Below are 21,111 nucleotides of genomic sequence, written 5' to 3' on the forward strand. Positions count from 1 at the left end.
TATTAAAAAATATATAAATTAAATATTACTTTAAAATTATTTTAAACCTACAATAATATCTGATTTAATAAGTTTTAATTAATAAAACTTGTGTGAATTATGATTAAACAAATAGGCTCATTCATCACGATATTTTTTTGTATGATAACAGCACATGCAAATAAAACCGCAGAAATACTAAACGTAAAAAACGATAGACTCATTGCCATTTGAGTAACATAATCAGACAAACCTAAATTAGATGCTAATGATGTGGTTAAAGTTATTGAAATTGTTAGGGTCATATAGCCCACATATGTCAAAAAACATGCCAGCAAATTTTCTCTTTTGACATTTTTTATTATACGCACAATTCTCTAATTCCTAAACACAATAAAATATTTATTATGATTATATACTATCTCTGTAAAATGTTGATTTAGAACACTCTTTTAAGTAGTTGCTAGTACTATTTCCTAAAACTTTGCTTATTAAATATTTTATAATCTAGAAAATTACTAATATGATTTTTTTTATCTTTAAATACAAAATTATTATAAACAATCATGTATACAAGTACATTGCGAATGTAGTGCCGTGTCTCACCAAATGGTACATTTTCTATCCAAATTGCTGCTGGAGCTTCCTTTTCATTTAGCCACTTAGCAACATTACCTGGGCCAGCATTATATGCAGCTATACCTAGTATAGTATTTTTATCAAAAAGCTTCTCTAAGAAATATAAATTTGCTATACCTAGTTTAATGTTATTCTCAGGGATAAATATCTGACTAGTCATACCTTGAGATTTACCACCAATTAAAGATAATTTATATTTTTGGGCAATAAATTTTGCGGTTGGCTCTGTAACCTGCATCAATCCCTTTGCTCCAGCTGAGGAGACCGCCTCAATATCAAATAATGATTCTTTACGCATAATTGATAAAACAAGATCTTTATCAATGCCAAATTTTTGGGCACTTTGATTAACTGTAGTTATGAAAGCTTTTGGAAAGAGCATATCAATATTATTATAATTACCGATAACTGACATATTAAATATAGCCGCATAATACATATGATTATCTTCAGCTAAACTTGCAAGTTGTTTAATCTCATGAATCTGCTTATCTCTAAGCTTATTTCTGATTGCCCATTTCCAAATACTTGTTGAATCTTTGTATTGACCGATCTGATATAAATCAATAGCCTGTGTAGTAGCATCTTCTGCCAGTAGTTTTTTAGTTTCACTATTACTTAATGCTGTAGCAACATCATTACCAAAATTATATGGTTTACCAAGCCTATCAGACGCTAAAAATGAATAGTAATCAAGCGGTTGCTGTATTAATTCCGCAAAGATTTTCTCCGCTTGTTGTTTCTCACCTAGTTGATCATAACTATATGCTAGCCAATATTTCCATACTTGGTTTTGTTGTAATTTAGCAGGAAGTTGACTATATGTTTTTATATAATCTGCAAAGTTATTGTTGTATAAATCAACCCTTAATAACCACTCCCAAGCTGTTGTATCGAGATATTTTTTATCTACTCTAGTTAGCCACTGTTTTGCTTGTGGTGATTGAGATCTTGCAAAACTTACCGCTATTGCTGAGATACACTGTTGTTTTACTTTTGTGCTTAGATATCTTTTATTTTTTAGGTTATCCCATACTTTTGCATAGCCTTGGGCATCTTTTCTTATTAAATCTCTAGAAATATCAACAATCACTTTGTCAAAATAATTATAATTGTGAAACCTATTAATAAAACTGTCTAATTTACGCGAATCTTTAGTAGCTTGTTTCCATGCACTTATATAATTTAGATAATCTTTGTTATCTTTGACATAAGTATTTAATAACCACAAACTATCATCAAACTTATTGGCAAAAGCAAGAGTATATGCTTTAGTTGTTAGATAATCTCTTGGTTTATAATCAAAATTATCCCAATATTTTTGCATTTTATTACATGCAGCAGGCATATACACTCGGTTCTGCCAAAGTTGGCCATATTCATTTAATGCTTTAGTTTTTTCACCTAATTCATATTCTGCTTGCATACTCCAACATTTGCCAGGTACCCCTAAATCGCCTTTATAATACTTGCCAAAGAGCTTCCAGTCATATTTTTCGGCATAGTATTGCGCTAAATCATCACTAAGTCGGTTTTGCCAATAGCTATTATTATCTTGCTTGAAATACTCATCTATTGTTGATTGCTGAAAAATATTAGGATCTGTACTTATTTCTTTATATTGTAAATATGAGTAAATACTAGTATCTTTGAGTTTCGATTTATAATAAAAATATGATTTATAGTCTTTTTTAGCTAATGCATCTATGGCTTTTTGAGAATATTGAATTTGTTGTATTGTAAGACTATAGCCAATAGCACTAGATAAAATCAATAAACAACTTAATATATTTTTTTTATTAATCACAATAATTTGACTATTAGAAAATAATTTTACTAATATTAACATTATTAACACTAAAAACTAATCATTATCAACCCTCAATCGTAATAACCATAATTTAAAATCAATATTCTAAAACTTTGTAGATATTTATAAGCAAAAGTTAGTATATTTAGCTTAATTAAATTAAAATAATACAATGTGGCTAATAAAATTATTTTTTAAAACTGTGAAAAATAATCTAAAACTAGTTTTTATATTTGCTTTTATATACTCAATTTTGTTGTTAGTTTTCTATTACTCTCGTATTCAACATAATTATTCTTTTGCCATATCTACACCTAAAAATAATAGTATTGCAAAAAAATTAGATGTTAAGACTATAGCTAATCTAAAATATCTCAAATATAATCATGCTTCATCAATGACAACTATTGATAATAAACTTTTTATCACTTGGTATAGTGGCGATCAAGAAACTGCGCCAAATACTAAGATAATGCTTGCAATAGCTGAGAAAGTAGCTAGAAAGTGGCACTTCGATAAAATCAGATCAGTTATGGATCGCCAAAAGTTTCAATCTATATTTAAGAAACATATTCATCATTTAGGTAACCCAATTATATATTCTCAAGAAAAAAAATTGTGGTTAGTTTTTACTTCATCTAGCGGTGGCTGGGTAACTTCTTCTCTAAATATTATGTACTCAAATGATCTAGGTAAAACTTGGAGTACACCAAAAACTATAATCTCTTCACCAGTATTTAATTTCAGCACATTAATAAGAGGATCAGCAATCGAACTAGATAATAATAGATTTGCGATTCCTGTATACAAAGAATTTAATAATCTCAATGGTAGATGGTTTGTCTTTAATAATGATGGTGAGCTTATATTTGTTTCAGAAATGACTAATGATAGCGTAAATTTACAACCTACAGTAATTCCACTATCAAAAACTCATGCTTTGGCTCTATATAGACAGATGTATAGCCCTATAAAAAAAATATATACAAACGAAACAGCTGATAGTGGTATATCATGGTCAAAAGTAAAACCAACACAACTTGATAATCCAGACTCTGGTATTGCAGCAATAAAAATACAAAATGGTATCATCTTAGCCTACAACAATTCTACCAATAGTCGTTCAGAACTTAGTCTAGCCTTTAAAGCGTATAATTGTCAACAGTGGCAAAATATTTATAAATTCCCAAATAAAGCTAAAGGAGAACTTTCATACCCTACATTTACTTTGTATCAAGATAATATTATTTTAGCATTTTCTAATAAAGCTAAAGGTACAATAAGAGTTGTTGAGATTAAAGGAGAAAATTCTAATGCTTAACTATTATAACCTTTTGACAGCCAACCTCTTTGTGATATACTTTTTTTTGAGAATATTTACTCTTCTACCTAAAAAATTATTACTACTAGCGATATTAATACTACTTTGCTTTAACTTTATAAATATAAGCTCTGACAATGAGACTATATTTTATTTTGTCACTGGATTTATAAACTATTTTAGTTTTTCTTCATTTATCTTACTGATATTTATTATAGTAAGTATATTTATAAGTAAGAAAACTACTATTTTTCCATATACCAGTACAGCTTTTATGTTAATGCTTATTATATTTTATGGTTTATTCTTTATAATGTCATATAAGCTTTACGATATTGACTATAGTGCATATTTAGTATTAGCTTGCGTATTTGCTTATGGACTAATACTACTTTTGATTTCTAATAGATTTATATTATTTAATGTTACTATTGTTATTGCTGCAGTTGTGTTCTTTAGTGGTATTTTACAGGGTAATATATGGAACTATCTCTTAGACCCAGTTTTGCTAATGGTATGTATTATTGAGATATCTAGAGCTTTGTTAATAACAGCGAAAAATAAACAACACAAAGATAAATTTATATATTACTAAGCATTTGCATTATAAAGTTTACTGACCTTTTAGCAGCCATTTTAGCAAACTTATCGAAATTTTCAGGCGCATCACCATCAGCAGTATCAGAAATACTTCTTAGAATTAAACTTGGTACGCCCATTTCATTACAGATAAGATTAACACTTGCTCCTTCCATTTCTATAGCCTGTGCATCAAACTCTTTGATCACAAAATCTTTTCTCTCTGCACAATGGACAAATTGATCTCCTGTAGCAATAATACCAGTGTGTAGCTTGAGATCAAGTTCCTTAGCAACATTTTGAGCTTGTTTTAAAAGCCTAGTCGATGTTGTAATCTCAACTTCTGAAATGGGAATCTTACCATATGGGTAACCAAAAGCTGTGACATCAACATCATGTTGTACTGTAGCAGTTGCGGCAATCATATCACCTACTTTTAAATCTTGCAGTCCACCGGCAACACCTGTAAACAATAATGCCTCAACACCAAATCGCTCAATCATTATCGTTGCCGTTAAACTTGAGAATACTTTACCAATTTTACTATAGGCTATTACAAGCTCTTTATCCTGATAATTTGCCCGGTAGTATTTGTTATTTGCATACTCTATAGTCTCATAGCTATCTAACTTATCTAAAATTGGTTGGATCTCTATCTCCATTGCTCCTAATATTGCAATTTTTTTCATTGTTTACTCTCTATAGTTTCTATATCAATTTTGGTTATTTTTCTAAAACCTTGAGGTAAGAGCACTCCACCACCAGATGGCTTATCGCTATAATAAGTCTCAATATTTTTACTATCAATACGAATAAATCTCTTACCCGCATTTAGTGTTAACTCTTGATTTGCTGTAAATAGTTCGATAAATTTAAGTTTGTCTTTTTTATCTAGCTTAATGATTGATTTACCCTTACCTTTTTTAAGTAATGCAAAACTAGCGAAATCACGCACAATCATCCTACCTTGTGAACTTATAGCTAGCATCTTATGATCTTGCTCAAATGGTATAAACTTAAAGACATCATCTGCACCAAAAATATTTTTTCCCGTTATTTTACTTGTAATAAGATCTTCAGCTGGTATCACAAAACCTTTGCCACTTTCACTAGCAATTAAGAAATATCCAGCAGCACTTACAAAAGCCATATTTATAATTTGATCTTTTTTATCCAGCGGGATATATGTAGTTATATGCTCACCATAACCTCTTGCAGATGGTAATTTATCTACATATACAGAGTAAGCCTTACCAAGCTTACTAAAAAATACCAACTTAATATTACTACTACCTGAAGTTACCAAAAATGGCTCATCCTCAGGCTTATAACTTAAACCTACCGGATCAATATTTTCACCTTTAGCACATCTAATCCAACCAGCTTTTGACAAGATAATAGTTACCCTCTCATTAGGCATCAGATCCTTTTCTTCTAGAGCTTGAGCCTTTTCTGCGGCAATAATTTTCGAGCGCCTAGAATCACTAAAATCTACTAATATTTGCTTGAATTCTTTCTTCATTAAGTTTCTAAACTTAACTTCACTATTTAAATAACCCTCAAGTAATTCTCTTTCCTTTTGCAATTCCCTTTGCTCTTTTTTAATCTCAATTTCTTCAATCTTTGCTAACTTGCGTAATCTAATATTCAAAATTGCTTCAGCTTGGATTTCAGAAAGTGCAAATCTATTCTTTAACTCTAAACTAGGATCATCGTAGTTTCTAATGATATCAATCACTTCATCTATATTTAGAAACGCTATCAATAAACCTTCTAATATATGTAAACGGTCTAAAACCTTATCTAAGCTAGTCTGAAGTCTTCTTCGTAAGGTATGCTTACGATACTCTAGCCATTGATTAAGTATATCTAAAAGATTTTTCACTTGTGGCCGATTGTCTAAACCAATCATATTCATATTGACACGAAAGCTTTTCTCAAGATCTGTGGTCGCTAACAAATGTCCCATTATTTTCTTGATATTCTTCTTTGTCGTTGCCGAATATAAAACTATTTTCACAGGCTCTTTATCATCTGATTCATCTTGGATATTTTTTATCCAAGTAATTTTTTGTTGCTTAAGTTCGTTAGCAATTTGCTCCATTACCATGGCACTTGAAACCTGATGAGGTAATTTTGTAATCACAACATTACCATGATTATCATATTCATAAACTGCTTGCTGGCGTATCGACCCATTACCTGACCTATATACTCCAGCAATTTCTTGTTTGCTACTGATAATATTAGCACCACCAGGATAGTCAGGAGCCTCGACAATCTCAAGAATTTCTTCAATAGTCGAATTATTAGGCTTAGACAATAATTGTAAACAAGCATTTATAATCTCTGTAATATTGTGTGGTGGAATATATGTCGACATCCCCACAGCAATACCCATAGCACCATTAAGTAAAATATTTGGCACCTGAGCAGGCAAAAGTTTAGGCTCATCCATTGTCCCATCGAAATTTTTGACCCAATCTACGGTGCCTTTTTTTAATTCATCTAGAAGTAATACCGCATATTTAGATAAACGCGACTCGGTATAACGCATCGCTGCAAATGACTTTGGATCATCTATAGATCCCCAGTTACCCTGACCATCAATTAAAGGATAACGATAGGAAAAGTCTTGTGCCATCAATACCATAGCTTCATAACAAGCACTATCACCATGAGGATGGTATTTACCTAAGACATCACCAACTGTACGTGCTGATTTTTTATACTTAGATAAATAACTTAAACCAATTTCACTCATCGCATATATGATACGCCTTTGTACCGGCTTAAGACCATCAGAAATATGTGGCAAAGCTCTATCAAGAATCACATACATTGAGTAATTTAGGTATGCTTGTTCGGAAAATTCAGCTACAGAGCAAGTGCTTTCTAAACTTGAGAATAAATCCATATATACAGAAGATATTAAAGTAATTTATTGCTAAATTATATATTAGCAAATCCCACTATACTAGATAACTAGCTACTAGCATTCAAAAACATTTCGTAAGTTAACTCTTCTGTCTTCTAAGATAGGCTATAGTTTGTAGTTCTTTTGAAAAAACAAACTTATTTCTTTCTAAAAAATCTAAAGTTTTTAGAATATCCTTAAAGCCAGAGAGAACCCAAGCTTGGATATTATAATCAAATACAGTTTTTGCCTTTAAGTATCTACTTACTCCAGTTCTACATTCTTGAGTTAAAAAATCTGTTGCTGGAAACTTAATAACAATAACACCACTTTTATCATACGCAGCAATCTTAGAATACATCGCTAAGCTAGCTAATTGCTCTTTGATACCCTTAAAATCTTCCCAAGCTAAGAGCATTTTTTCTGTTGTTTCTTTTTCTAAGAACTTGATAGACTTTGTATTATAACTTTGTTTTAAACTATACGCTTCTTCTTTGAGTTGAGTATATTTTTCGAGTAATTCTTTATAGCAACGTTCTAAGCTAAGATTAGAAATTTCTAAACTATCATTTTTATTAGAAAGCTCAACCTGCTTGTACTTGAGCTTAGTAGTACTTTTAGATATTTGTTGTTGAATATATTGCATAATATTGTTGCGTAAACTAAAAGCAATATCATCTCTATCAACACCAAAATTTTTTAGCGTACTTCTTACAGTTTCAAGTAGTTCATCACGCACTGGCTGATTAATCTCTAGTGTTTCTTGCTCTGCAACTGCTAAAGCTTGCTTTTTATCCTCTTTATACAAAGTAACCTTTTCTACTAAATCAATAATAGAGACACCCCCACCAATAAGTTTTCGAACTTTATTGACAGTAATCTCTTCATTTTGGGCTCGTAAAAGATTACACTTTTGATTTACCAGCCTCTGAGCTACTTGTTTTGACATACTAATTTTTTCTTCTTCTCTTAGTGTTAGGACTTCATAACCATCTTTTGTAACCAAAATTGTATGTTCCCATTGTGCTGAAAGTGATCGGTCTTTTGTAACGGCAGTCCAACCATCTTTTAGCACTGACACTGCTCTTTTACCGATATTTATCATTGGTTCAATTGTAAATATCATTCCTTCTTCAAACATCTCACCTGTACCAACCTTGCCATGATGCATAACATTAGGAAGCTCATGAAAATTAGCACCAATTCCATGACCACAAAAAACATCAACTATCGAATAACCAAACTTCTTTGCATGCTTTTCTATAGCTGCACCGATATCTCCAAAATGATTGCCAGGTTTGACAACCTTTATACCTTTCCATAAGCATTCATGAGTAACTTCAACTAGCTTTTTAGCCATAACTGATGACTCACCTATCATAAACATCTTACTTGTATCACCATGATAGCCATCTTTTTTAACTGTGACATCAATATTTACTATATCACCATTTTTAAGCTTTTTATTAGCTGGGATTCCATGACAAACAACATGGTTTATTGAGGTACAAATAGATTTAGGAAAACCATGATAATTAAGCGGTGCCGGATATGCATCCTGGTCTTTGACTATATATTCATGGCAAATTCTATCAAGTTCTGCAGTTGTCACCCCCTCTTTAACAAAAGGAGTAATCATCTCTAAAACCTCTGCTGCTAACCTACCAGCAACGCGCATTTTTTCTATTTCTTGTGGAGTTTTTATTATTATTTGACTCATATGCAATCAGTATTTTTTAATAAAATCTAGTTATATATTATAAACCATCAGTTTATGAATATATAGATGTTACGAAAGGATGTTAAAATTATTATAAAACTAAAATAAATCTAATCGATCAATAGTATGCAAATAAAACAAGTACAACAAACCATCTCCAAACTTTTTAAAGATATAACTCAACCAAGGCTTGCTAGCTTTATTGCCTTATTAGAAGAAGTTGGTGAATTAGCAAATGAAATAATGCAGAATAAAATCTACGAAGAGGCAAATGATAATCAAAAAATTAAAGCAGAACTTACAGATATGTATTTGTAAGTTTACTTGGACTAACGAATGTCTATAACATAGATTTAGAGACTGAGTTTGCACAAAAAAATCCAAGCTCTAAAACCTCGAGTACAACAATGGAATAAAGCTAAAGGTTTACTCAAAGCTAAAAGAGCTAAGTTAGATTAAGTTTGAGCTCCTACAAATTAGTAGTCTCGACAAATACTTAGTAGCAATTTTAGATTACTTTAAATCATTTTGCAGTTACATATATCTTTTAGTACTATTTTGTACTACAATTTATTTTGTAAGGATAAAGAAAATTTCTACTCAATTTAAATTTTCGTTATTTAATTTCAGTTTTTGCTTAATCTCTTAAATTGTCATTTGATAATTCCATACACTAAATGACTAGCTTTTATAGTTAAAACTAAATAAACAAAAAAACTAAAGAGAATAAAAATGAATAATAAATCACAAGGTACAGTAAAATTTTTCAATGATCAAAAAGGATTTGGTTTCATCACTCCTGAAAGTGGTGGAAAAGATGTATTTGTACATATATCAAAATTAAATGGTGAGACTCTAGCTGAAGGTCAGCAAGTTACTTTTGAAACTCAAGAAGGTAGAAAAGGTCCTGAAGCCATCAATATTGAGGTACTATAATGCCAAGTATTAGAGTAGATGAGCACAAGCCATTTGATATAAGTTTAAGAAACTTTAAACGCGCTTGCGGAAAAGCTGGTATCAAGCAAGAACTTAGAGATAGACAACACTATGTAAAGCCAACAGAAAAAAGAAAGATAGCAAAACGTCAAGCTGTAAAAAGAGCAAGAATTTCTCAGAGAAGAACTTTTATTTAATCTAAATATTACTATTTTACCAATCTTTTTTAGTCAATATAAATATTAACTTATTTCTTGTAACATTTCTGTTATAAATTTTAGCGCCTAACTTAGTTACTGCTTTTTGTGAGCAAAAGTTTTTATCCCAGACATCAAAAAACATATCCCAACCAATTTATCTTTATAAAAGATAAGATAACAATTTTGCGGATTGTTTAAACCAGCTTCAAAATACTTTCTAAATCCATTTAACTCACATCATGTTTTATAATTATGTTGCGCCCATATTTCAGGATCTTTAACAATCTCAAACAGCTCATCAAAATCATTTTGAATCATTATCTGAAGACTGACATCCTCATAACAGAGAGATTTATTAAAGTCCATAAAACTCACCTTACTTCTGTTTAAAAACCAACTGTGGACTGGCGACTAGCAGCTTCGAAAAAATAAATGATTAGAAAGCAAAACTGTTTAAGCTTTACTCAACAGTTACAGATTTAGCTAAGTTTCTAGGTTGATCAATATCTGTACCTTTGATTATAGCTACATGATACGACAACAGCTGAAGTGGTATTGTAAATACTACAGGTGCGCTAAAATCATGCCCTGCATCTAATTCTAATACAATACTGTTATCAAAGTTAACTCTTTCTTTAATAGTTTTATCGACAAAAAGAATTAGCTTACCACCTCGAGCGTGCACCTCTTGTAGATTAGATAAAGTTTTATCTAATAATTCATCATTTGGCACAACTGCAACTATTGGCATATTCTTATCAACTAGAGCTAGAGGGCCATGCTTTAACTCCCCTGATGGATACGCTTCAGCATAGATATAAGAAATTTCTTTAAGTTTTAATGCTCCTTCAATAGCTATAGGATAATATAATCCTCTCCCTAAAAAGATAGCATGCTTTTTATCAGAAAAATACTCACTTATCTGATCTATTTCAGCATCTAGCTTTAATGCTCCCATAACCAAAGCTCGGATATTTTTGAGTTCTTCGGTATATTTAGCTATCTGCTGGTCTGATAAACTATTTTTGAGTTTAGCCATTACTAGTGTAAATATCGCTAATGCAACTAGCTGTGTTGTAAATGCTTTAGTGGAAGCTACACCAATCTCAATACCAGCCTTTGTCATAAAAATGATATCAGACTCTCTCACAAGCGAACTATTTGGTACATTACAAATACACATACTACCAACATAATTTTGCTTTTTACTCTTTCTAAGCGACTCTAAAGTATCAGCTGTTTCACCAGATTGAGAAATACTCACAAACAAAGAACCATCAACTACAACCTTATCTCTGTATCTGATCTCACTTGCTATTTCGACACTACATGGAACTTTTGCATATTTTTCAATCCAATACTTTGCTATTATCCCAGCATTATAGCTAGTTCCACACGCAACAATACAAATATGTTTAGTTTTTGCAAATAATTCTTTAGCTCTTTTATCAAAACTATCTAAACTAATTTCGCCATCAGCTAATGATGCTAAGATAGTATTTGAAACAGCTTCTGGCTGTTCATATATCTCTTTGAGCATATAATGTTTATAACCATCTTTAGAGACGCTCGATGATGAATAATTATACTCTTCAACTTCAAGATTTTTTGCGACACCATTATTATCAAAAACTTCAACATCATCTTTTGAAATAATTGCAATATCACCTTCATCAAGATAAGAAAATTTATTTGTAACCGGTAACAATGATAACACATCTGATGAAATAAAATTCTCATCTATACCCACGCCAATTACAAGTGGAGAGCCTGAGCGCACCGCAACAATTTTATCAGGGAATTTTTGTGAGATTATTGCTAGTGCATAAGCTCCTTTAAGCATAGCTATGACATACTTGATATTCTCAACTATACAAAGGTTATCACTCCACCCTTTTTGCAATAAATGGGCGATAACCTCGGTATCAGTATCCGACTTGAATTTATAACCATCATTAATAAGAATCTTTCTAAGTTCAGCAAAATTCTCTATGACACCATTATGAACTATACAAAAGCTTTCAGAAACATGAGGGTGAGAATTACTCTTAGATGGTTTACCATGAGTTGCCCATCTAGTATGAGCGATACCTATATCACCTTTAAAATTAGCTAAATTATACACAGATTTTTCTAGCTCAACAACTTTACCAACTTCTTTACATATATCTATGTGATTTTTTTCATCAATTATTGCCAAACCAGCAGAATCATAACCTCTATACTCTAGTTTTTTTAAACCTTCGATTAAAATATTAGTAACATTTCTTGTAGAGTTAGCACCTACTATTCCACACATAACACAAACCTTATTTTTATTATTTATCTGTTTTCTTGACAGGTCTCTGCCAAGTATCAATATGACGCTGTCTTGCTCTTGAAATTGCAAGATTATCAGCAGGAACATCTTTTGCAATAGTTGATCCAGCACCAACAGTTGCACCTTGACCAATATTAACTGGAGCTATTAGCTGTGAATCAGATCCAATAAAAGCATAATCGCCTATAACTGTTTTATGCTTATTGACACCATCATAATTACAAGTTATAACACCCGCACCTATGTTACAATTAGCACCGATTTCACTATCACCAAGATAAGTTAAATGCGATGCCTTTGAACCTTTACCAAGAACAGTTTTCTTAGCTTCAACAAAGTTACCTATCACTGCTCCTTGTTTAATATCACATTTAGGTCTAACACGCGCAAAAGGACCAACTATTGCACCTTCACGAATAATAGAACCATCTATCATACTATTAGATTTGATTCTAACATTATCTTCGATAATACAATTTTTGAGTATACAGTTAGCACCAACGATAACATTATTACCGAGTCTTACATTACCCTTAATTATTACATTGATATCTATCCAGCAATCTTTACCAACATCAAGGTTACCACGCACATCAAACCTATTTGGATCAGCAATACTCACACCCCTAGCCATAATCTTTTCAGCGACATTTCTTTGCCAAACTCGCTCAAGATTAGCCAATTGAGCTCTATCATTTACACCTAAAATTTCAAACTCATTAATTGGATGAGTTACATTTATCGAAACATGATCAGTTTTTGCAAATGTAATTATGTCTGTTAGATAATATTCCTCTTGAACATTATTTGCTTTTATCTGCGGCAACCATTTTTGTAGCAAATTTTTATGAACACAGTAAATTCCTGTATTAATTTCTTTTATCTGACGCTGGATATCATTAGCATCTTTTTCTTCAACAATTTCTGTAACCGCACCAAACCTATCTCTAACAATTCTACCTAAACCTTGAGGGTTTTCAACAAATGCTGTCAGAACGCCCAGATCAACATCTTTGGTAGTATCAATTAGGTTTTCTAAAACCTCGGTCGAAATTAAAGGTACATCTCCATAGAGGATTAAAACTTTCTGATCTGTTAAGTAGGGTAGTGTTTGTAACACAGCATAACCTGTACCAAGTTGTTGCTGTTGATAAACAAATGTTATATTTCTTCCTTGTAATGTATCTTCAACCTGCTCTTTTAGATGTCCTGTAACAACAACTATATTATCTGGATTTAGCTTCTCAACAGAACTAACAACATGCTCGATTAGAGGTTTTGCTGCTAATGTTTGTAAAACTTTTGGTTTATTTGAGTTCATTCTTGAACCTTTCCCTGCAGCCAAAATAACAACTGATAAACCCATAATAAAAAACTCCTTATAGTTTCTTACCACATTCTTCCAATAAAACTGTGATAATTTGATAATGATCTTCTAGCATTTTATCATAGATATTTTCAATAATAGAATCCACAGTCATCCATTTGACAGCCTTTGCATCATCAGCAGCATTAATTTCTGGTAAGCTTGGCCATTGATCAAAAACGAACAGCCCAGTATGGCTAATTGTTCTACCTCTTACTGAACGATCAGGATAGTCAAAAACTTTTTCACAGCGTTTTGCTACAGCAAGCTGCTCCTGGGTTAAGCTGATATTTGTTTCTTCAAATAATTCTCGAATTATAGCTTGTGATATAGTTTCATCACACTCTAGAAATCCTCCTGGCAATGCCCACAAACCTTTACCAGGAAAAGCTTTTCTCTGTATCATCAGAATATGATCATTTACTATAACTAAGGCATCAACTATCACAAAGTTTGGCTTAAAAGGAACATTTTGCCATAATCTTTTATACTCAATAACATATTTATTTTCTGCAACTAGTTCTTGATATGCCTTTGTAGCCATAAACTCTATCAAGAAATTATAAGTGCCTAGCTTAGAATCATTACTACACACGTATTGTTTTAGTATAATCCCTTTATAAAACTTTTGTCTAAATTCAGCAGCATTAAAGTTTTTGTAATTATCAACAGTAATATAACCCCATTCAGGAAAACTTTTTATATAATAACTAGAACTATCTTTGATATGTCCAACAATAGCAATACTATTATTATTTTTAGCGTGCTTATAAACATTTTTACGTAACTCATCCTGCCACTTTTGTTCTTGATAAAAGTAGTCAGTTAAAGGCTCTATGACTACAATATCTAAATCAATTCCAGCAATTTGCAAATCACTTTCTATCATCTCCTTTCTTTGCTCAAAAGAAAAAGGATTTTTTATATTTGGCGCATTAAAACAACTACCTACATTTATGATAATTTTTTTGCTACTTTGTAGTGCTACTAATATATTATACAGATGGCCTTTATGAAAAGGTTGAAACCTTCCTATAAAAACTGAAATATCATACATCTATTCACCTATGTATTTAATACGTGGGCTTGAGTTTGACTATCATAGACATTATCATCTGCTGGCACTGTCATTTGTGTGTAATCTTGTTGTTCTTGGTTGGTATTAGTTTTTTGTTGTTCTAGAGAGTTATCAATAGTTCTATCGTATGAATCAAAGCCAAAAGTACTTTTCTTTGAGCCTAACAATCCTCCAAGACTAGATTTACCATTTTTAGCACTTGCCTCTGAATCTGCCAGATTAGCCTCAGTTTGTCTTGCAATTTGAATATTATTATCATTTTTAAGTTCGGTATTATTTAAATCCTTACGAATACCACTTAAGATTCTAACCCCTTCACCTATATGATTTGGAGCTAAAGTTTTACTATCATTAGTAAATACTGCATTGACTTTAACTAAACTTGATAATTCGTCTACTTTACGAGCTAATATCACAAAAATTAAATCCTTTTTAGTATCTCTTATAGTTATCAAATGTCCAGATAGTATCTCATCTTTCTCAGCAATAATAATATAATTATCAGGATGCTCTTTGAAATAATTCTCTAAAAGATTAATAGTTATCGACAAAGGTTCTCTAAATACAAGCTTTAATGAACCTGTATCATCATATACAACACTAATTGAAACTTTTGATATTTGATCATTAATAATCTTAGCCATATCAAATTTAACCGAATAATTTGGTGGCAGCATTTGTTTTTGTGCTTCTGTCACTTGTGATCTGGCATAATTATTATCGCCATCAGGAAGTTTTAATGCTGGATTTATTTTTTCACCATTTAATCCTATTGGAATTTTTAGTGCTGGTTCTTCGGAAACTTTTACTCTTGCATAATCATACTTTCTATTTCTAAATGGTGAATCACTTATAGTATCTGTCAAGTTCTCATACGAAAAATCATTTTCAACATCACTAGTAGTACAATTTTGCAGTAACGTCCCAAGACTCAATAAAATGACTACATTGATAGTATTTCTCATTTTTTATCAATAGAACTAACTAATTAAATTGACTTATCAGTATAGCACAGTGCTATACTTATATTAATAAAAGCTTTAAATAATAAAATAGGCAAAATCAATGAAAGACAATTTATTTATATATTTACAATATCTACTTCCTCACGCTATAACATCGCGTTTAGTTAGCAAACTTGCTGATTCAAAAAATAAAATTATTAAAAACTATCTAATAAAACTTGCTATCAAAAAATTTAATATTAATTTATCTGAAGCTAAAGAAACCGATATAAACAAATATCAATCTTTCAATAATTTTTTCATAAGAGAACTTAAGGATGATTTAAGACCTATTTCTAATGACAAAAATGTCATTTCATCACCAGCAGATGGTGTATTAAGCCAATTCGGCACAATAACCAATAATAGTTTAATTCAAGCTAAAGATAAGCTATTTTCATTAGAGTCCTTAATTGCTGCAAGCTCAACAACTAATTTTACTAAATTTGCAACTATCTATCTTTCGCCAAAAGATTATCATAGAGTGCATATGCCTATAGATGGTAAGCTTACAAAGATGGTTTATGTTCCAGGTAAACTTTTCTCTGTTAATAAAACAACAACCAGAAGGGTTGATAATCTCTTTGCAAAAAATGAACGTCTAATCTGTTATTTTGATACATTAATTGGAGAGGTTGCTGTAATTTTTGTCGGTGCTCTTTTAGTTGCAGGTATAGAAACTGTATGGCACGGTAAAATCGCTCCGAACTACTACAAAGGTGTACAAACTTGGAACTACAATTGTGACAAATTTAATATCAAATTCAGCAAAGGTGATATACTTGGATGGTTTAACTTTGGTTCAACTGTAATTGTTTTAACTCCTGGAAATAACGTTAATTTCAAATTTGATGAGAGTCAAACTAACATCAAAATCCAAGTCAATCAAGATTTAGCTTTAATCACAGAATAAAGATTCATATTTATCCAACAGCGACTAAAAATATTTGTCTTGTTGATTTTATTTGTTTTACATTGATTTACATATGCAATCTCTTTTTTTTGTTCAAGATGCTCATCGTGAGATCTAAATCTAGGTGGTAACTTAATATCAAATCTCTTTGCCCACTTTCTTATAGTAACATGCTTGAAACCTAAAACTTTTCCAGCATCTTGATAACTTAGACCTTCTCTTTGGCATTTTAATAAGATCTCTTTAGCTGAACATTTAAATCTATTTTTAACAATTTGCTCAAAATTTCCAGAATATTGATTCGCCATACAACGAGTCTCCTCAAACTTATAATTTTAATATGAATGACCCTCCACCTAAAGTATCCATCTTACAGCTTTTATTATTAGTGACAACCTTTTTACAGCAATTATTGTATTTTAACCACTTTATTAAAGTTGGGGGAGGTAATAATAAACTTTCAAAAATTTATTACTTATCTATAAAAAATAAAAGAAGTTTAATACTATAATTTATATACAATTTCTAAGCGTCTAGTTGGAAATATAATATGCAAATCATAGAATTTAAATTTGTTTGTAAACTTTTTACATACTATAAGAATAACCTTATTTTTAGATTATGCTAAAGAAATTATACCTGCTAAATAAGGGGTTGATGTCCATGCGTTTCGATCTAGATATTTGTTACCATTAGTATCTTTTTTAGTTGGACTTTGATTTTTAATTATACAAGACATTAAGGTCATCGAAAACAATCCGATTAATACAATCCTAAAAATGTTCTTTTTCATAGCTATTATATCATGTACATATATTACTGCTGAGATTGATTATTTGCAGGTATTGGTTCATATGTTGACACACATGAAACTAAAACAATTGCGATTATTTTTTTCATAATTATCTCCTTACAGTTTTATATTAAAGTCTAATTATGTTATTTCATAATTAGCTAGACTGTCACTTAAACTTATATCATACAAAAAAAAGATAATTTAAACTTTTATTTACATTTTTTAGATATTTTTAAATTATTTTATTTACAACTTCATATTTAGTCATTAAATCTCTATAATTTGATAATTATAAATGTTATAGATTTATAGCTCAATAGATGGATATTAACCATATTTTGATGTCTGCATTAATGGCAGCTATCCCACTGGTTTTTGCAATTACAATCCATGAAGCTACCCATGGTTTTGTAGCTAAAATTCGTGGTGATGATACAGCGTATAAATTAAGCAGAGTAACATTAAACCCAGTATCTTATATTGATCCTCTTGGCACTATTTTATTTCCTGGACTAATGCTTATCTTATCAATTTCGTTTGGGTTTCCTTTTATTTTTGGTTGGGCTAAACCTGTACCGATTGATTATTCTAAGCTAAAGAATCCTAAGCTAGATATGTCTTTAGTTGCAATTGCTGGCCCATTAGTAAATTTAATAATGGCATTTATTTGGGCAATAGTAGCAAAATACATAACTCTACATCCTTATATCCAAGGTATGGCTTTTTATGGAATAATGATAAATGTAGTACTGATGATATTAAACTTATTACCAATTCCACCACTAGATGGCAGTAGAATAATCTCCTCTTTATTACCAGTGAATCTAGCATACAGATATAATAGTATAGAAAAATATGGCTTTGCTATTGTATTAGTATTGGTAATTATCCCTTTTAATGGATCAAACTTATTGTTTTTTATAATGCAACCATTCATGACAGCAGTCATAAATTTAATTCAATTTACAATTTTCTAAAAATCTTATTTTTGACCATTTTTCAAGCACCTTTTAAAATCAATTTCTAGCATATTTGGCATATATTCATTGATTGTAGTACATTATAGTTAATCAAATATTAATTTTTATAAATTTAAATGAAAAATTTTGGCAAAATTGTAATAGTATCTGTTCTAATGATTATATTCTACTCAAACATTTTTGCTTATGGTGACACTCCTCCTCGTAAACCAACTCTAGTAAATGTAATTGCTTTTATCACCGACATACAAAGTCTCGATGAGGCCAATGAACAAATACAAATAGATGCCATTTTCAAATTTGAATGGAATGATCCACATTTAGCATTTGATAGTAAGTATAATGAAGTATTTACAAGCTATACCAAGGTAATTTTCAATATGATGAGATATTTGAAGGATGTCGACCACAAATATCAATTATCAATGAAATGGTTCACCCCAAATAAAGTCACGTCAAATAAGAATTTATCCAAATGGTAATGTTGTTTATATCGAACAGAGGACATTAACTTTAGAGACTCCCATTGATAAAAAACTCTGAAAGCTTACATAATACCTTTTGGATATAATTCTAGCGAAGTACAACTTGAAGTTAATACAAACTATAAAATTACAGTAAAGTATTATATTAAAGATCATCTAAAGTCAATGTTGCTGAATGGCATATAACAAATTTTGATCTAAAGAGTACAACCCTGACTAAGCAATTATTATGGTAAACCAGAAAAAATATCAATCTTATAATTCAGCATATCACTTGATAGAAAGCCAACAAATATCTCGATTAAAGTTTAGTGCTTTTGTCATTACTAGTTCTAGCAATGTGAGCTGTGTTTTGGATAAACAGTGAAGCACTATCTAAACGACTCAATATTGCCTTCATCGGCATACTTTCTATTATTGCATATCAATTTCTTGTTGAAGGCGAAATGCCAAATATTGACTATCTGACATTTACTGATAGATTTTTTCTGATTTCATCTAATTATATATTGGCTTGTCAAAAAGATAAAAAAATAATAGCTAAGACATTAGATATTTATTCAAGGTTCGCTTTTCCAATTAGCTACCTAACATTGATAATATTTCTTTACTTTGTCTATTTATATTTATACTAGTAATAATCACACTTTAGTATTAAAAGTAACAATTACACTATAACTGCAATTATATTAGTACAATAACTTAAATTAAAATCAGGAAGTTAAATAATTCTATTTTTCAGCATTAGTAGAGTATGTTAATTTAAAAATTTCTAATAAAATAAGCTGCCTAAGCGCCGAAATATTAACTTAGTTAAATTTAAAAATATTTTAATAAGTAAGTAGTTGTTAAGATAGATTGCTTGTTAAATCCATAGTCTTTAAGTGAATATTTTCAAGCAAAAGATTAATTTAGCAACTAATAAAAAGATCAATACTAAGTATTTGTCACCTACAGTTACATAGTATGTGATCATGATGACAAATTACCCTAAGCAAACACAAGTAAAATAACAATGTTGAATTACTGTTGATAACATTATAAATTATTCATTCGGTCCAAAAAACTTTATAAATAAAGTTCGTAAATCAGTCTGTAATCCAGCATCTTGTATTGGTAAAACAATAGCATCTTCATCAGTTTCATCACGGTGAAAATGCCACCAACCTGTAGGTGTTATAAATGCTCCATTAGTAGACCCGTTCCATGCGTACTGGATTTATATAATTGCTTTAAGAATCTACCTTTTCACTAATTAATGTATAACAACCAAATTTTGGTACAAAATGATAAGTATAGATCTAAAGCAACGGAATTGTGTCTATGAGGTAATTGAACACTATTTTAGGAAATACAGCATTAACATAGTTTAGGTATAATAATTTCAGTTAGACTGAGCAGTATTTGCTAGCAAAACTCCATTACGATTCCTTTAGTTGCTTCAAGTTATAAGCCTAAAATTGACTACATTTTCAAGTATAGTATTATAATGGTAATGTACAACTGAAAAGTTGCTGTTGATGGCTTAACTCCTAAATAATTTAACAAAGGTTCATCATTGACATAATATAAAGTAGCATCTTCTGTACATAAATGTTCGATTATTTTATCTGTAGGAAAATTAAAGACATCTCATTTTGCCTATTGAAAGACAGTATCTCCTTGTCTACTTTCTTCAACACCTTGTATAACTATGAAAACATGTGAGCTAGCATTAGCAGATAGCTCTAACAATTGATTTTTTTAAGTTTATAAAACTAACTAAGCATACTGGAGATGTATCTTGATAATTTGTTTGAAGTCGACTACTCAAATTCAAGGTACAAATAGTCTGCTGCTGGTTATTCACAAAATACTGGGCTTAAGATAGTCAGCATTTTAATATTCGCAGCTTATATATTCAAAGTACTTAGCATTCTCTAACATATAATCACATCTCTTTGTGACAAAACATCTCTCATACTCTTTCGATAATCCAATTATATCGATAACCTAAAATATTGATACAAAATTCTTAAAGTTACATAGGAAGAAAAATTAGCAATATGTATAAGTTTATAAATGCCAA

General features: G+C 30.6%; 17 protein-coding genes and 4 pseudogenes. 8 read left to right on the top strand and 13 right to left on the bottom strand.

What is annotated here, in order from left to right:
• Nucleotides 1-74: 74 nt before the first annotated feature.
• Nucleotides 75-284, bottom strand: a complete 210-nt coding sequence (locus C9379_RS07250) for a hypothetical protein (protein WP_343377570.1) — start codon at nucleotides 282-284, stop codon at nucleotides 75-77.
• Between the two features lie 164 nt (nucleotides 285-448).
• Nucleotides 449-2,425: a transglycosylase SLT domain-containing protein gene (locus C9379_RS07255; RefSeq protein WP_143384500.1), complete on the bottom strand. Its 1,977-nt coding sequence runs from the start codon at nucleotides 2,423-2,425 to the stop codon at nucleotides 449-451.
• 205 nt (nucleotides 2,426-2,630) lie between these two features.
• On the opposite strand from C9379_RS07255, the gene C9379_RS07260 reads away from it, so the two are divergent.
• Nucleotides 2,631-3,749 carry an exo-alpha-sialidase gene (locus C9379_RS07260; RefSeq protein WP_143384499.1) on the top strand — a complete coding sequence of 373 codons (1,119 nt, stop codon included), beginning with the start codon at nucleotides 2,631-2,633 and terminating at the stop codon, nucleotides 3,747-3,749.
• Nucleotides 3,742-4,344, top strand: coding sequence for a hypothetical protein (locus C9379_RS07265; RefSeq protein ID WP_143384498.1), 603 nt, complete (start codon nucleotides 3,742-3,744; stop codon nucleotides 4,342-4,344). Before C9379_RS07260 ends, C9379_RS07265 begins: the two co-directional genes overlap by 8 nt.
• Here C9379_RS07265 and C9379_RS07270 read toward each other — a convergent pair.
• The 4 genes and pseudogenes from C9379_RS07270 to map form a co-directional block, all read right to left on the bottom strand.
• Entirely contained in the window at nucleotides 4,331-5,017 is a 687-nt protein-coding gene (locus C9379_RS07270; RefSeq protein ID WP_143384497.1) for a 5'-methylthioadenosine/adenosylhomocysteine nucleosidase, read from the bottom strand. The genes C9379_RS07265 and C9379_RS07270 overlap by 14 nt on opposite strands.
• On the bottom strand, nucleotides 5,014-7,245 hold the full coding sequence (gene parC / locus C9379_RS07275) for a DNA topoisomerase IV subunit A (RefSeq protein ID WP_143384496.1): 2,232 nt from the start codon (nucleotides 7,243-7,245) through the stop codon (nucleotides 5,014-5,016). Before parC ends, C9379_RS07270 begins: the two co-directional genes overlap by 4 nt.
• Before the next feature lie 100 nt (nucleotides 7,246-7,345).
• Nucleotides 7,346-8,194: a hypothetical protein gene (locus C9379_RS07280; protein WP_143384714.1), complete on the bottom strand. Its 849-nt coding sequence runs from the start codon at nucleotides 8,192-8,194 to the stop codon at nucleotides 7,346-7,348.
• A 6-nt stretch (nucleotides 8,195-8,200) separates the two neighbouring features.
• A pseudogene (gene map / locus C9379_RS07285) lies at nucleotides 8,201-8,965 on the bottom strand (type I methionyl aminopeptidase); the annotation flags it as partial.
• A 126-nt stretch (nucleotides 8,966-9,091) separates the two neighbouring features.
• Here map and C9379_RS07290 point away from each other — a divergent pair.
• The 3 genes and pseudogenes from C9379_RS07290 (at nucleotide 9,092) to rpsU (ending at nucleotide 10,098) form a co-directional block, all read left to right on the top strand.
• Nucleotides 9,092-9,424, top strand: a pseudogene (locus C9379_RS07290) (MazG nucleotide pyrophosphohydrolase domain-containing protein).
• A gap of 273 nt (nucleotides 9,425-9,697) precedes the next feature.
• Nucleotides 9,698-9,901 (top strand): cold-shock protein, encoded by a 204-nt coding sequence (locus tag C9379_RS07295; RefSeq protein ID WP_143384495.1) that lies wholly within the window; start codon nucleotides 9,698-9,700, stop codon nucleotides 9,899-9,901.
• On the top strand, nucleotides 9,901-10,098 hold the full coding sequence (gene rpsU / locus C9379_RS07300; RefSeq protein WP_143384494.1) for a 30S ribosomal protein S21: 198 nt from the start codon (nucleotides 9,901-9,903) through the stop codon (nucleotides 10,096-10,098). The genes C9379_RS07295 and rpsU overlap by 1 nt, the downstream gene beginning before the upstream one ends.
• Nucleotides 10,099-10,114: 16 nt before the next feature.
• On the opposite strand, the pseudogene C9379_RS07305 reads toward rpsU, so the two are convergent.
• The 5 genes and pseudogenes from C9379_RS07305 to C9379_RS07325 form a co-directional block, all read right to left on the bottom strand.
• Nucleotides 10,115-10,467, bottom strand: a pseudogene (locus C9379_RS07305) (hypothetical protein).
• Nucleotides 10,468-10,561: 94 nt separating this feature from the next.
• Nucleotides 10,562-12,400: a glutamine--fructose-6-phosphate transaminase (isomerizing) gene (gene glmS, locus C9379_RS07310; RefSeq protein ID WP_143384493.1), complete on the bottom strand. Its 1,839-nt coding sequence runs from the start codon at nucleotides 12,398-12,400 to the stop codon at nucleotides 10,562-10,564.
• Between the two features lie 19 nt (nucleotides 12,401-12,419).
• Nucleotides 12,420-13,787, bottom strand: coding sequence for a bifunctional UDP-N-acetylglucosamine diphosphorylase/glucosamine-1-phosphate N-acetyltransferase GlmU (glmU, locus tag C9379_RS07315; RefSeq protein ID WP_143384492.1), 1,368 nt, complete (start codon nucleotides 13,785-13,787; stop codon nucleotides 12,420-12,422).
• Between the two features lie 13 nt (nucleotides 13,788-13,800).
• Nucleotides 13,801-14,844, bottom strand: a complete 1,044-nt coding sequence (locus C9379_RS07320; protein ID WP_343377571.1) for a bifunctional nicotinamide-nucleotide adenylyltransferase/Nudix hydroxylase — start codon at nucleotides 14,842-14,844, stop codon at nucleotides 13,801-13,803.
• An 8-nt stretch (nucleotides 14,845-14,852) separates the two neighbouring features.
• Complete coding sequence (locus tag C9379_RS07325) at nucleotides 14,853-15,830, bottom strand: hypothetical protein (RefSeq protein WP_143384490.1); 978 nt, start codon at nucleotides 15,828-15,830, stop codon at nucleotides 14,853-14,855.
• Nucleotides 15,831-15,930: 100 nt separating this feature from the next.
• Here C9379_RS07325 and asd point away from each other — a divergent pair, with 100 nt between their 5' ends.
• Entirely contained in the window at nucleotides 15,931-16,782 is an 852-nt protein-coding gene (gene asd, locus C9379_RS07330; protein WP_143384489.1) for an archaetidylserine decarboxylase, read from the top strand.
• Here asd and fevR read toward each other — a convergent pair.
• On the bottom strand, nucleotides 16,755-17,090 hold the full coding sequence (gene fevR, locus C9379_RS07335; RefSeq protein ID WP_143384488.1) for a transcriptional regulator FevR: 336 nt from the start codon (nucleotides 17,088-17,090) through the stop codon (nucleotides 16,755-16,757). The two genes, asd and fevR, sit on opposite strands and share 28 nt — an antisense overlap.
• A gap of 311 nt (nucleotides 17,091-17,401) precedes the next feature.
• Entirely contained in the window at nucleotides 17,402-17,530 is a 129-nt protein-coding gene (locus C9379_RS07340; RefSeq protein WP_343377572.1) for a hypothetical protein, read from the bottom strand.
• 368 nt (nucleotides 17,531-17,898) lie between these two features.
• Here C9379_RS07340 and C9379_RS07345 point away from each other — a divergent pair, with 368 nt between their 5' ends.
• Both C9379_RS07345 and C9379_RS08925 read left to right on the top strand, forming a co-directional pair.
• Complete coding sequence (locus tag C9379_RS07345; protein WP_143384487.1) at nucleotides 17,899-18,555, top strand: site-2 protease family protein; 657 nt, start codon at nucleotides 17,899-17,901, stop codon at nucleotides 18,553-18,555.
• 119 nt (nucleotides 18,556-18,674) lie between these two features.
• Nucleotides 18,675-19,678 (top strand): annotated as a pseudogene (locus C9379_RS08925) (ligand-gated ion channel).
• Nucleotides 19,679-21,111 lie beyond the last annotated feature (1,433 nt).

The organism is Francisella-like endosymbiont (assembly GCF_003069505.1).
GTDB lineage: Bacteria > Pseudomonadota > Gammaproteobacteria > Francisellales > Francisellaceae > Francisella.

What these genes read in the sequence shown, in the direction of transcription:
- C9379_RS07265 (WP_143384498.1), top strand. Translation starts at nt 3,742, where the DNA reads ATGCTTAACTATTATAACCTTTTGACAGCCAACCTCTTTGTGATATAC.
- asd (WP_143384489.1), top strand. Translation starts at nt 15,931, where the DNA reads ATGAAAGACAATTTATTTATATATTTACAATATCTACTTCCTCACGCT.
- C9379_RS07320 (WP_343377571.1), bottom strand. Translation starts at nt 14,844, where the DNA reads ATGTATGATATTTCAGTTTTTATAGGAAGGTTTCAACCTTTTCATAAA.
- rpsU (WP_143384494.1), top strand. Translation starts at nt 9,901, where the DNA reads ATGCCAAGTATTAGAGTAGATGAGCACAAGCCATTTGATATAAGTTTA.
- C9379_RS07295 (WP_143384495.1), top strand. Translation starts at nt 9,698, where the DNA reads ATGAATAATAAATCACAAGGTACAGTAAAATTTTTCAATGATCAAAAA.
- C9379_RS07270 (WP_143384497.1), bottom strand. Translation starts at nt 5,017, where the DNA reads ATGAAAAAAATTGCAATATTAGGAGCAATGGAGATAGAGATCCAACCA.
- C9379_RS07325 (WP_143384490.1), bottom strand. Translation starts at nt 15,830, where the DNA reads ATGAGAAATACTATCAATGTAGTCATTTTATTGAGTCTTGGGACGTTA.
- C9379_RS07250 (WP_343377570.1), bottom strand. Translation starts at nt 284, where the DNA reads ATGACCCTAACAATTTCAATAACTTTAACCACATCATTAGCATCTAAT.
- glmU (WP_143384492.1), bottom strand. Translation starts at nt 13,787, where the DNA reads ATGGGTTTATCAGTTGTTATTTTGGCTGCAGGGAAAGGTTCAAGAATG.
- C9379_RS07280 (WP_143384714.1), bottom strand. Translation starts at nt 8,194, where the DNA reads ATGTCAAAACAAGTAGCTCAGAGGCTGGTAAATCAAAAGTGTAATCTT.
- C9379_RS07340 (WP_343377572.1), bottom strand. Translation starts at nt 17,530, where the DNA reads ATGACCTTAATGTCTTGTATAATTAAAAATCAAAGTCCAACTAAAAAA.
- C9379_RS07345 (WP_143384487.1), top strand. Translation starts at nt 17,899, where the DNA reads ATGGATATTAACCATATTTTGATGTCTGCATTAATGGCAGCTATCCCA.
- fevR (WP_143384488.1), bottom strand. Translation starts at nt 17,090, where the DNA reads ATGGCGAATCAATATTCTGGAAATTTTGAGCAAATTGTTAAAAATAGA.
- glmS (WP_143384493.1), bottom strand. Translation starts at nt 12,400, where the DNA reads ATGTGTGGAATAGTAGGTGCTAACTCTACAAGAAATGTTACTAATATT.
- parC (WP_143384496.1), bottom strand. Translation starts at nt 7,245, where the DNA reads ATGGATTTATTCTCAAGTTTAGAAAGCACTTGCTCTGTAGCTGAATTT.